Origin of the sequence: Halomicronema sp. CCY15110 (genome assembly GCF_016888165.1) — a bacterium.
Lineage (GTDB): Bacteria > Cyanobacteriota > Cyanobacteriia > Phormidesmidales > Phormidesmidaceae > Halomicronema.
This window is the reverse complement of sequence record NZ_JACSWC010000205.1, coordinates 1-12,421: the sequence shown is the minus strand read 5'-3', so window position 1 is coordinate 12,421 and position 12,421 is coordinate 1. Positions and strand designations below refer to the sequence as shown.

Annotated in this window: 10 protein-coding genes; 4 read left to right on the top strand and 6 right to left on the bottom strand. The window is 58.6% G+C overall.

Going from position 1 to position 12,421, the window contains the following annotated elements; genetic code table 11:
• Window positions 1-40: 40 nt before the first annotated feature.
• The 3 genes from JUK32_RS06825 (at window position 41) to JUK32_RS06815 (ending at window position 4,157) form a co-directional block, all read left to right on the top strand.
• Window positions 41-1,462 carry a Coenzyme F420 hydrogenase/dehydrogenase, beta subunit C-terminal domain gene (locus tag JUK32_RS06825; RefSeq protein ID WP_204138100.1) on the top strand — a complete coding sequence of 474 codons (1,422 nt, stop codon included), beginning with the start codon at window positions 41-43 and terminating at the stop codon, window positions 1,460-1,462.
• An 89-nt stretch (window positions 1,463-1,551) separates the two neighbouring features.
• A complete protein-coding gene (locus JUK32_RS06820; protein ID WP_204138099.1) occupies window positions 1,552-3,195 on the top strand; it encodes a hypothetical protein in 1,644 nt (547 codons plus the stop codon).
• Entirely contained in the window at window positions 3,192-4,157 is a 966-nt protein-coding gene (locus JUK32_RS06815) for a lysylphosphatidylglycerol synthase transmembrane domain-containing protein (protein WP_204138098.1), read from the top strand. The genes JUK32_RS06820 and JUK32_RS06815 overlap by 4 nt, the downstream gene beginning before the upstream one ends.
• Window positions 4,158-4,215: 58 nt before the next feature.
• On the opposite strand, the gene JUK32_RS06810 is transcribed toward JUK32_RS06815, so the two are convergent.
• From JUK32_RS06810 to JUK32_RS06795, 4 genes are all read right to left on the bottom strand, one after another.
• A complete protein-coding gene (locus JUK32_RS06810) occupies window positions 4,216-4,485 on the bottom strand; it encodes a YciI family protein (RefSeq protein WP_204138097.1) in 270 nt (89 codons plus the stop codon).
• Between the two features lie 17 nt (window positions 4,486-4,502).
• Complete coding sequence (locus tag JUK32_RS06805) at window positions 4,503-4,997, bottom strand: ureidoglycolate lyase (RefSeq protein WP_204138096.1); 495 nt, start codon at window positions 4,995-4,997, stop codon at window positions 4,503-4,505.
• 48 nt (window positions 4,998-5,045) lie between these two features.
• Window positions 5,046-7,727, bottom strand: coding sequence for a CHAT domain-containing protein (locus tag JUK32_RS06800; RefSeq protein ID WP_204138095.1), 2,682 nt, complete (start codon window positions 7,725-7,727; stop codon window positions 5,046-5,048).
• Between the two features lie 191 nt (window positions 7,728-7,918).
• Entirely contained in the window at window positions 7,919-8,554 is a 636-nt protein-coding gene (locus tag JUK32_RS06795; RefSeq protein WP_204138094.1) for an alpha/beta hydrolase, read from the bottom strand.
• A 219-nt stretch (window positions 8,555-8,773) separates the two neighbouring features.
• Between JUK32_RS06795 and purH the strand changes: the two genes are divergently transcribed.
• Window positions 8,774-10,342, top strand: coding sequence for a bifunctional phosphoribosylaminoimidazolecarboxamide formyltransferase/IMP cyclohydrolase (gene purH / locus JUK32_RS06790; protein ID WP_204138093.1), 1,569 nt, complete (start codon window positions 8,774-8,776; stop codon window positions 10,340-10,342).
• A gap of 17 nt (window positions 10,343-10,359) precedes the next feature.
• On the opposite strand, the gene JUK32_RS06785 is transcribed toward purH, so the two are convergent.
• Together JUK32_RS06785 and JUK32_RS06780 are read right to left on the bottom strand one after the other, a co-directional pair.
• Window positions 10,360-11,184: a hypothetical protein gene (locus JUK32_RS06785; RefSeq protein WP_204138092.1), complete on the bottom strand. Its 825-nt coding sequence runs from the start codon at window positions 11,182-11,184 to the stop codon at window positions 10,360-10,362.
• A gap of 161 nt (window positions 11,185-11,345) precedes the next feature.
• Window positions 11,346-11,975 (bottom strand): type IV pilin-like G/H family protein, encoded by a 630-nt coding sequence (locus JUK32_RS06780; RefSeq protein WP_305037830.1) that lies wholly within the window; start codon window positions 11,973-11,975, stop codon window positions 11,346-11,348.
• Window positions 11,976-12,421 lie beyond the last annotated feature (446 nt).

The following is a 12,421-nucleotide window of genomic DNA, read 5'->3' as shown; positions in this document are numbered from 1 at the left end:
AGAATCTTGATAAAGTTGGATGCGGACGCTTGGATGGATCATGAACGATTGGGATCGGTTGCAACAACAGGTGATTCAGCCCGGAAACTGCACCCACTGCGGGGCTTGTGTGGGGCTCTGTCCCGATTTGCTGGATGTTCAGGAAACCGATCGCGGCCCCCTGCCTCATCTGCGCCGCCAGCCCCAAGCCGCTGATGCCGACGCGTTGGCCCTGACCTGGTCAGTCTGTTCTGGTCGCGGGACGCCCTATCCTGAGTTATTTCAATGGCTGCATGGCTCGTTGCCGGACGACTGGCTACTCGGCCCCTATCGTCAGGTGTTCACCGGTTACGCCGCCGAACCGGGGATTCGCCGCCGGGGCGCTTCTGGGGGCGTCATCAGCCGCGTGCTGATCCATTTGCTGGAAACGGGGCAGGTGGATGGAGCGATCGTGCTGCAACAGGGATACAAAACCCCAGAACGCGCCACCCCCCTGATTGCCCGCAATCGGGAAGAAGTGCTGGCGGCCGCCCAAAGTGTCTATGCGGTGACTCCCATGCTGACCCTGCTGCCGGAGATGGCGGCGTTTGACGGCAAGCTGGCCTTTGTGGGCCTGCCAGAACAGGTCGCCACGCTGCGCATGTTGCAGGCTGCCGGACATCCCGCCGCCCAAAAGGTGGTGTTTGTTGCTGGCCCCTACACGGGCACGAATATGTATTTGGGGGCGGTGCGGGCCTTTTTGCGATCGCAGGGCGTAGCCGATCGCCTCGCCATTACCTCGCTCCAGTGGCGGGCGGGAGAATGGCCCGGTTATTTGCAGGTCGAAGTCGAGGACGGGCGCGTGTTCCGGGCGCAAAAGTTCTATTACAACTATTTGATTCCGTTCTACATTTCGCGCAACTGCCAGATCATCCCTGACTTTACCAACGAGTTGACCGATCTGTCGGTGGGCGATGCCTGGTCGCCCCAGTTTGAATCGGCGGGGGGAGGCCATTCCGTCATCGTGGCGCGGACGCCCCTGGCCAGTGCCACCCTACAAGCCATGCAAGATCAGCAGGCCCTGGAACTGACCCCCATTGAAGTCAGTCAAGCCCTCGCCATGCATGGTCACATGCTGGATTTCAAAAAACGCGGCACCTACATTCGGCTGGATTGGCAACAGCGGCGGGGACAGCCCATTCCTGACTTTGGTTACCGCCCAGCGGCGATCGATCGCAGTCGTTATCGAGTCGAACGGGTGATCAGCGGTTCCTTCGCGATCGGTCGTTGGCCCTTGGCCCGTTGGGTGATTGCCCGTTTGCCCCTGGGCTTGGTTGGGCCAGCCTTCAACACCCTGCGCAAAACCTGGAAAGGCCTGTCGAAACCCACCAAACGTAAAGGGCTCGGCCAAACCCAGTTTGTGGTCGAGGGGGCTGGCGATCGCTGGGCCGAACTCACCCACCCTGCCGCCACCGGAGCCGGAGTGGGTCACTCAGACGACTAAATCGAGCGCCGCTCCCTTTCTACCCTACTCCCTAGCTCCCCTGCTCCTCAACGGCTTTTTCACCTCTCCTCCATCCCTGCTGCTTACCCATGCCCCTGTTGCCCATCTTCCAAAGCTACGTCGAACATCAGGTGCCCCGCGTCTTGACGCAGTGCGATCGCGATCCCGATTCCCCCACCTTTGGCTGCTTTGACCGCAACTACTGGCATTACAAAATCCGCGATTTTCCCTCCAGCATTTTGCAGCAGGGAGCGTTTACCCTAGAGGCCATCCGCACGGGACAGGTGCCCTCCTTGGAGCCGACACCGCAAGGCGATCGCTGGGCTGTCGCCGCCCTCAACGCCCTAGCTCGACAGGTTGATCGCCAGGGTCGAGTGGATGAATATTACCCCTTTGAAGCCGGCTATCCGCCAGCGGCGTTTGGCCTGTATGCCGCTGGTCGCCTGCTGCTGGATTGGGAAACCCACGCCCCGCACCTGGCCGCCCAAGTCCATCGGGAGCCGCTGCGTCGCCTGGCTCAGCACCTGGCCAATCGCGTAGAAGCGGGAGCCACCAATCAGCAGGCAGCGGGTTTAGCGGGCTTAGCTCTTGCCGCTAAAGCGGGACTGGTGCCCAATTTAGCCAGTCGAATTCAAGTGCTGGCAACGCAACTGTTTCAGGCCCAGCATCCCGAAGGCTGGTTTAACGAATATGGGGGGCCAGATTTTGGCTATTTAACCGTCACCCTGGATGCCCTGATCGACTATCACGACGCGACTGGGGATGAGCGGGCGATCGCCGCCATTGACCGGGCGATCGCCTTTTTGGCCCCACTGGTGGGGGGCGACGGGCGGTTGCCGAGTACCCTCAACAGCCGCAATACCGACTACGTGGTGCCCTACGGGCTGGTGCGGGCCGCATCCTGGAACCCCACCGCCACCTGGCTGGTCGAAACGCTATTTCGCGACCTCGACCAGCCCCATCATTTTGCCTGGAGCACCGACGATCGCTACCATTGCCACTACCTCTTTGCCAGCATTGTGCGCAGCCTGCCCTACCTCGCCGCCATGCAGCCCGCCCAGTTGCCCACCTGGTCAGAAGCCCTCTGGTTACCGGGCTGTGGGTACGCGGTTTATCGTCCCCACGCGCAACCCTGGACGGCTTATGTGGCGGCTCGCAAAGGCGGCTTAGTCCGCATTCATCGGCACCAGTCAGCAGGACAGCCGCCGATTGTGGAATACGGCTGGCGCATTCGGCAAGGGCAAAAAGGATGGACTTCTAACTGGTGGTCGGCAGATTGGGCGATCGCCTATGAAGACAATTCCCTACGCATTTCCGGTCACTGTCCGCGAACCAGCTTTCATGTGCCCACGCCGATCAAGCACAGCATCCTGCGGCTCTTGGCGTTTGTGCTCCGACAACGGCTGATTCCGCTACTCAAACGAGCCATGATCTTTCGTCCCGGCAGCGGTACTGGCCCCGGTTTCGAGCGCACGATTGCATGGGGGCCGGGGGGAGTGACTTTGCACGATCGCTTGGGGGCATGGCCGGGGGGGAGGGCGATCGCCAGTCCGCGTCAAAACTTGCGACACGTGGCCAGCGCCGATAGCTTCAGTCGCGAAGAGCTGCTGCCATCGCTGCTGCCGCCGGAGCCTGTGCCCCTGGAGCAAGCGCAGGTGATTAAAGTGCAGTGGGACGCTAACGCCATCGAGGCCGAGGGCGATCGCGGACATCACCAGGAAATCAGCCGATGAGTAATCGGGGAAAACGGCTGATTTCCATTGCCGTCAGTCTGGTTATCCTGGGGCTGATTTACTGGCGCATTCCGTTCCAAGATCTCTTGGCAGTTTTGCGGCACTCTCACTTCGGTTGGCTAATGGTCGGGCTCGGCATGGTGGTGCCCATCACCCTGATCACGGCTCTGCGGTTGCGCTGGCTCATGCCGCCCCATCAGCCCCTGCCGTTTTGGGAAGCCAATCGGCTCATTTTGGCGGCCTGCGTGTTGAACATGGTGTTGCCGTCGAAAGCGGGGGATATTGCCAAGGCCTATTTCATGCGCGATCGCGGCCATTTGAGTACGTCCCTCGCCCTGTCCCTCGTGGTGTTTGAAAAAGCCTGCGATTTGCTATCGCTGCTGCTGTGGTGTTTATTTGGCCTGTGGCTCTATCCCCAAAAAGATGCCTTCTTTTGGCTCATGACGGTGTGCATTCTGGCGGGCTTAACCGGGGGCTTATTGCTACTGGGCTCAACGCGATTTGCCAATCTCTTTTTTGCCCTGGGCCAGCAGCTCGCTCCTCAAAAAATCAAGGTCAAATTTAAGCAACTGCAAGTCGCTTGGGGCGAAATGCACGCCTATTTTTGGCGCGATCGCCGTCAGCTTTTGCGCGTCACCGGCATCTCCGTTTTCATCTGGCTCCTGCACCTGCTGCAAATCTGGCTGTTCATCCTGGCGCTGAATGCTTGGGTGCCATTCCTGACGAGCTTGGCGCTGTCGCCGTTAGCCATCCTGGCCGGGCTGTTGCCCCTCACCTTCGCCGGAGTGGGCACCCGCGACGCCGCGCTGGTCTTTCTCTACGCCCCTTACTTAGATGCCGCTACGGCAGCGGCGTTGGGGTTGCTTTGCACCTCGCGGTACTTTTTGCCCGCGATCGGCGGCTTGCCCTTTCTCGAAGGCTACCTACGAGCCGCCAAATGGAAGCCCAATCAGGAAATCTGAGCCGTGGGGATGACACATTGCGGCCTCAGTGGGGTCTTGAGGACGGCGATGGCGGCCATCAAAACACCTGATTCCAAGCGTAGAGTTCATAGTCCGTCCAGATGCCGTTCTGCCAATAGGGGTCGTTTTCAATCAGCTTATGCACGGTGGCTTGATCATCCGCTTCGTAAATGCCAAACACTTTGGTGTTATCCACCGTAGGGCCGAGGGAAAGAAGCACCCCACTATCCTTTTGCGATTGTAGCCCCGCCAGATGATCGGCCCGATAGGGCGTGCGCTTTTCCAGGGCGTCTTCGCAGTAGCTGCCCCACATGACAAATTTCGCCATCAATCGTCCTTTTTGCTCTACACGATTTCAAATTCTACGTGGAAGCGCGATCGCAGGTTGCAGGTTTGGTGATCCACCACATTGGTGTCGCTCAGTTCCAGATTGTAAAAATCCACCACGGGCGCGTCAAATAGCGGTCCGGCGTGCCAGGTGCCGACGTGGAGCTTGATGAAGCAATTGCCGGGAATGCGAAACGCTTTAATGTCTGCCGGGTCGGGCACGTCGGCGTCGCTGGGTGGGGCCACCGCCATCAGCCACTCGGCCCCAGCCAGCGCGCCCAAACACTGGGTACAGCGGCGATGGCGAGTAATCGCGTGGAACTGCCGCCCCTTGCCCTCTAGCCGCATGATGTAGAAGCGGGGAATCCCCTCGTCGAGCTTGAGTTGGGCGTCATCCGGCCCGTAGGGAGCCCCATCTTCCGAGGGGAAGATGACCTGGCCAAAGGGGGCAAAAGCGGCCTCAGAGATGGATTCAGCGGTTAGTGACTTGAGGGTTGTTGAGGGAGAAGTCATAGCCAATACACAGCGCAACTGCCCCTAATGTAGCGGCAAGGTTCCAACTTATTCTGGATTGGGGAGGACAGAACTGCTCGTTTCTTGCTCCCAATAGCGATAGGCGGTGCGCCAGTCTTCTAGCAGGTCGAGGCTCCAAATCCAGTTGAGTTGGTCTTCGGGGGCGGCGGTGACGATGCTCAGTTTTTGCGGATCCATCCAGCTCAGCTCGTCCATCTCTTGCAGGCGCAGGAAGTATTCGCGGGCGATCGCCCGATTCAACTCCGCTTCCGCATTCAAAATTGCCTGATCAGTGTCGCTGGCGGTGCTCAGGCCAGGGTCTTCTGCCAGTCCGGCGAGGTTCATGTTGCCCAGCCGGGTGTGAACCATGATCAGCCCGGCATAGGCGTGAAGCACGGCGGGATCAGCGGGCACATTGCCTGCCGGATTGGGCTGGCGCTCCCGTTGCGCATCGTGCAAGGTTAACGCGGCCTCCCAATTGGCGATCGCGCTATTCCAGTCGGCCTCGGCATAGGCGGCAAAACCCCGCGCAATGCGCCCCTCAATCAAGGTGTTGTCGGTTAATTCCCAAGCTTCGCGAGCCTGCTCGATATAGGTGCGCTGGTTAAAGCGGCTATCAAACTCACCCTGCTCATAGGTGATGAGTTTGGCCTCTTGCCAGGCCAGGCGGCCTTTGATGAAGAGTAAATCAGACTGGGTGGCATCTTTGACCCACGTCCAAATCGGATCGCTCACGTCGCTGTGGGGCACGTTGCCCATTAGCGCTTGATCCAGCGCCAGGTTGAAGTCTTCCCGGGCATCGGCATAGCGACCGTCGCGAATAGCTGCCTCGGCTCGACGGATCAACGTGTCCGGATCCTCGTTGGCGGGTTGGGGCTCAGCGGGGGCCACGGCGACATCTTCGCTCGTCACCACCGAGCTGGGCGTATCGTTGCCGGCAGGCGTCGCCACGTCGCGCCCGCCCCAGCGCAAGGCAAAGAGACTGAGGCCCACCACGCCGACAATGCCGACGAGACCGAGCGCAAACCAAACCAGGATGGGCTTTTCGGGCTGACGGGGCGATCGCGCTGTCACGGACGACGGAGCCGAGGGGTGAGCCTCCGACACCGAGAAGGTCGCTGCTGTTGATCCCGGCTGTTCTGCGGTCGGCGGTACCGCCTTGGCAGCTGGCGGCGGCATATCTGGCAGCGTGTCGTAAATCGCCATGCCCGCCCGCTGGGTCTGGTCATCGAGCAGCACCTCTTCAGCATCGGCGGCGATCGGGGGTTCCGCCCGGGCGGCAGCGTTTTGCGACAGCTGTTGCACATAGCTGGCGAGCAGCTCATCCTCCTCTGTATCGGGAGCATTGGGCGTCTCTAGTTGACTCAGTAGGGTCGCGGCGACTCCGGCGTCGGTCGGCAAATCGGGCAGTGGCGCGGAGTCATTGACCCCCGACTCCGGCGGCAGCACGGTTACCGAGGCATTCGCGACTGTCGCGGTCTGCCCCGTCGTTCCGGTTGATGTCGCGTTGGGGATTGCTTCAAAGTCGAGGGGCGAGGGGATGGTTTCAGGCGCAGAGAGCACATCGGGATTGAGTTGGGCGTCGGCCTCGCGATCGCGCCGGGTCAAATAGCCATCAAACTCAGGGTGCATGTACAAAATGGGCAAGGCCCAGTAATGCTGATCAGACCCAAAACTGGCAATCAACCCTTGGCGGGTGCGGCTCAGGCTCACGTCAATGGGCAAGCCCCGCCGCAGATTTTGATAGAACAGCTGGGTGAAGGCGATCGCCACCCCATCCGGAATCCGTTCCGCCATGGCAATCACGCCAGGCACCCCGCGCGTCACCAACGCCTGCACCAGATTTTGCTGCCGCCAGTCCATTTCGGCGTCATCGCCCGCCGTATGACCACTGCGACAAGAATTGAAAATGGTCAACGCCACCTGATTATTGACCAGCAAACCCGCCAGGTCATCCCCCGCCAGCCGCTCCGTTAGCCCCGTTTGTCGATTGACCAGAGACAAATCGCCCCCGCCTTGGCCAAAGTCGCTGTGGCCGGCGTAGTGCAGCACTTGATAGTGCCCCTGCTCCAGCTTTTGCGCCAGTTGACTGCGATCGGGCTGCTCCAAAATGTCAATCTGAATCGGGGTCGATCGCGCGGCGGGTAAGGCCAATAAGTCTTGAATCTGTCGCACTTCCTGCAAGAGCTGGAGATGGTCTTGGTCGTGCGGACTCGCCAGCACCATCAACACCCGAATCGTGTCATCCACCCCCGAAAGCGCCTGCATTTCTGCGGTTTGCGTCACCAGTAAATGCGCGGCATAGCGGGCAAAGGTTTGGTTACCCTGGGTGGTAATGGGCTGCTGGCCCTGGCGTAACAGTTCCCAGGGGAGGCGTTGCAGGCGGCTATCTTTGAGCCCCAACCGCAACCGCAAAATTTCGTTTCGGTTTTGGGCAATGCCCTGCGCCCGCAGCCAGCTCTCGCGAATCGCCTCGTCTTGAAACAAGGCCCGATACAGTTCTTGCCCCAGGGCTTGGAGATCTGAGGGGCGATCGCCCAAATCCGCTGTGCCTTGCAATAGCCCCAAGACTGGATCATCCAGCGCGGGCTGCGCCATTTGGAGCCAGTCTTCCACCGGCCATTCCACCTGCGATTCCGCCACGGGCACTCCCGCCGCTGTGTCCTCAGTGCGAATCAGATAGCGATCGCTACCCAGGGCAGTGATAGATAAATGAAATTCTTGAGTCACGGCAGATTGCAGCTGGGGGTAAACGGCATCAGTCCAGATCAGAGTCCCCACATTAGACAGGCACTCATCCACCTTTTCAGGTTAGTTCACAGATTTATTGATGATTGCCCCAGAGTGGACAGGTCACCGAGTGGATAATGCCCCTCATCTCCCCTTGCCCCCGCTCATCCACGTTCTCGCTCAAAACCTTCTCAAATCGGCAACTGCTCACAAAACAGCCGAATCTCCCGCAGCACCAATGGCGAAATCTCATGGCCCATATCGTATTCCTGATAGGTCAAATCAACCGCCTGCGACTTGAGGACATCGCGCGACTGGTGCGCTCGGGCGATCGGCACCACCGGATCTTGCCGTCCGTGCACCATCAGCACCGGCCCCAAATCTGCGTTGGGAACTGGCGCGCTGTGCAAATAGCCACTGAGAATCAACGCCCCCGCCAGCGGCAGTTGCAGCCCCACATCCAGCGTCATCGCCCCCCCTTGCGAAAACCCCGCGATCGCCGTCCGTTCCGTCGGAATTCCCGTTTCCTCCGCTACCTGACCCAGCCACTGCTGCAATAACGCCCGACTTTCTTGCAAATCGGCCTGCTGGGCAAAATCATGCTCGCTCTGAAAGTCGTAACCCATGGGAAAGCCATACCACATGCGGCCCCCCGGTGCATGGGGATGCGGAAACGGCGCATCGGGAAACAACATTTTGAAGCCCCGCAGCGGCAGATAGTCCGCCAACGTGGCTAAGTCTTCAGCATTTGCCCCCCAACCGTGCAGCCCAATCAGCAACTTATCCGCCGCCTCATCCGTCTCTTTCGCGATCGCCCTCAACACCATATTTCTCCCCAGTCCGACTCGTTCTATTCTCGGTCACGATTCTATCCTCACCCCCCATCTCCCCGGCTCCTAATCTCTCCCCCGCCTCTTCCACCCTCACACCCTGCCACCCTCACACCCTCACCCCCTGCCACACTCCACCCTCACACCCTTCACCCCCTACCCTCACCCCCCCGCCCCCCGGTATATTGAAGGATGCAAAGAAACGGGATGAGCGCCATGTCGCGGCTAGCATTGCTGAGTGTTTCCGACAAAACGGGATTGGTGGATTTGGCCAAGGCACTGGTCGAGTCGTTTGACTTTGAAATTGTCAGCAGCGGTGGCACCGCCAAAGCGATCGCCGATGCTGGACTCCCCGTCACCAAAGTGTCCGACTACACCGGCTCCCCCGAAATTCTCGGCGGTCGCGTCAAAACGCTGCACCCCCGCATTCATGGCGGCATCCTCGGTCGTCCGGGTCTGCCCAGCGATGCGGAAGAGATGGCCGCCAACAACATTCGCGCCTTCGATCTGGTGGTGGTGAACCTCTATCCCTTTGAGCAAACCATTGCGAAGCCCGATGTCACCCTGCCGGAAGCGATCGAACAAATTGACATTGGTGGCCCCACCATGGTGCGTGCGGCGGCTAAAAATCATGCTTTCGTCACTATCCTGTGTAACCCCGAACAGTATGCGCCCTATCTCGCGCAACTGACTGAGTACGAGGGCGAAGTCACCCCCGGTTTCCGGCAAGACTGTGCCCGCCAAGCTTTTTGGCACACCGCCACCTACGACCAGGCGATCGCCCATTACCTCTCCGCTGCGGACTCCGAAGCCAACATCGACATCGACGTCGCTACCGAACTGCCCCAACGGTGGACCCTGAGTGGTCTCCAGCGACAGCAGTTGCGCTATGGCGAAAACCCCCACCAGCCCGCCACCTGGTATCAAACGGGCAATGTCCCCTCCGGCTGGGCCGCAGCCAACTTGGTGCAGGGCAAGCCCCTCAGCTACAACAACCTGGTGGATCTCGAAGCCGCCCGCCGCATCATTGCCGAGTTTCCAGCGCAAGTGCCCGCCGCCGCCGTGCTCAAGCACACAAATCCCTGTGGTGCAGCCCAAGGCCCATCCCTAGCGGAAGCCTATCAAAAAGCCTTTGACGCCGACTCCGTGTCTGCCTTTGGCGGCATCGTCGCGCTCAATCGCCCCATTGATGGCGACACCGCCACCGCCATGACCAAAACCTTTTTGGAATGTATCGTTGCGCCGGGGTGTGATGATGACGCCGCAGAAATTTTGGCGAAGAAGGGCAACCTGCGGGTGTTGCTACTCGAAGATCTCTTGACGGGACCGACTCACGCCCCCAGAGCGATCGCGGGCGGCTTCCTGGTGCAAGAGACCGACAACATCGAAGACGATCCCTCCGCATGGGAAATCGTCACCGACCAAAAGCCCGACGCCGACACCCTGGAAGAGCTGCTATTTGCCTGGCGCTTGGTAAAACACATCAAATCCAACGCCATTCTGGTCACCAACAACCGTACCACCCTCGGCGTCGGGGCGGGACAGATGAACCGGGTCGGCGCAGCCAAAATCGCCCTTGACCAAGCGGGTGATCAAGCCCAAGGCGCAGTGCTCGCCAGCGATGGTTTCTTTCCCTTTGATGACTCAGTGCGCACAGCTGCAGCGGCGGGGATAAGAGCGATCGTGCAGCCCGGCGGCAGCAAACGCGACGCCGACTCCATCCAAGCCGCCAACGAACTCGGCCTGGTCATGGCCATGACCGGCATCCGCCACTTCTTGCACTAGGGCATCTGAGCGTTGGCTCACTGCTCAGCAGTCCCCTCCTCATTAGGGGAGATCTGCCGGAGAAAGAAGGTGCCATCCTCCTGCCAAACCACCTCGACCCCGAATTGAGTTCTCAAGCGCTCAATGGCCTTGTCTTGAGTCTGGGCATCAGGCGCGGTGCGAATCAGCTGAGCCCAGGCCGTGATTTGCACCGCAGCCGGATCGAAATCACCTTGGGCCAAAAAATCAGCTGTGTCTCTTAACGAATGTTGGTCCTCTTTCGCAGCGGGCAAGGAGGATTGTGCCGCCCAACTGGCAGCCATGTCATGAGATTTGGCCGATGCATCATAATCGTCCAGAAATAAGATTTCATCAATACCCTTATGCCGCCAGATGAAATAACTCTCAGGCGGAAAATCGGGTGCTAAATATTTCAATCCGTTCTCCTGCATGGCAACCGCTCGTTTGGGCTCACCTGCAAACAGCGAGACGCTGCTGGAAAGATATTCGTAGGGTAAATAAGCATAAGGGTCGCGATCGAGAATGATCTCAAAGTAATCGCCACTGAGACGGTAACTGGTCTCCTGGCGATATTCAAAGTTGCCAAAATACTGCAAAAAATTCAGAAAAGTCCAGTCTGCCCAGAGATTCCGAAAGCCGAAATCTGGCAGTGAATCTAGCAGCGCAACCTGGAGTTCCCGTTGCTGCTCGTCATTGGTAGCGTCAGTGGCCAGCGTCTCTGAGTCGGGGTTGTGGATGGCCTGCAATCGCTGCTGTTGCAGGCCGAGAATGGCTGCAATGAGAATGAGTAAACCAATGATTGGGCCCGCATAAGCAAACCAGCGATGTTGATACAAATTCATGGCTATCTGCCAGATACCGTATGTAGAGATCTTTATGTGTGCTCAGTTTATTAGCTAAAAAAGTCTCACGGGGAACGACTTAAGCTTTAAAGACAAGAATGGCTCTGTCACTGCTGACAGAGCCATCAAAGACTTTGCAGAGCCTAAGCCAGGCGCAAAGCTTAGTTTACAGGCTGCATACCACCACAAAAGTCTTCCGCGGTCGGATCAGCACCCCCAGGATATGCCGCCCCAGGTGCATTGGCGATGCCGGCAGCCTCTACGTCAGCACCCACTTCACGGCAAATGAGGCCTGAAGTGACGCTTTTAGTCGTTGCGTCTGCACCTGCACCTTGCACCACAGTCTCCACATAAGAGATGCCGGCAAAGCCGCGCAGGTTGGCTCTCGGTGTCGCATAAATGACGGCGATTTGATTATCATCGCCAGCAGCGTTCTGCCCTACCAAGAATGTACTATCCCCAACACCCGCATCAGTTTGCGCTACTGTTTGGCTACCGTAACCGTAGTTCTCAGTGTTTTCCACGGTACCGACATCCAAATCAGCAGCTGTGTCAGTATATTCTACGTTCTCTAGATAGAAGGCTTGCTGCCCCCGGTTCAAGGAACCGATCGCGTTAGTTGCTTCAGTTTCACGGGCGCGGTTAGCTTGGTTGAGGAAGGAAGGCAAAGCGATCGCAGCCAAGATACCGATAATGATGATGACCACCAGCAGTTCAATTAGGGTGAAACCACCTTCATCTTTCTTGCTACGCAGTTGCTTGAGCAGGTTATAGGCAAAGTTCATTTTCATGGTTTAGTTTTTCTCCTTGAGAAGCCGTTGGGCGAAATGTGTTGTGTCTAGCTCCATGTCGTTAGACTACCCCCGGGATTTTCGTTTCATATCACCCGGCTCAATCTTTTTTGGAAAAATCTGCGGTTTTCAGTAGTCTCTGGTACGGCACCAATGCCTTGCACACGTAAGCAGTCAAGATGTCAGTGGAACTGCCGAGTGCGATCGCTGGTTGACATGACGAATTGTCTCTTCTGTAACAACCGGTTACGCACCCTATGGGTTAGGGGACGGTTCCCTTGGACTCCGCTTGCCCCTGTTGGATCAACCGATAGGGAACCGTCCCCTGTCCGATGACCCCAAAACTGGGAGAAGGGGGGCCGGACCAGCCCCTCTCCCAGTTTTGGGCTACTAAGTACACATAAATCCCTCCTGGGCTAGTGACCATCCCTGAAAGATGGCCTCAA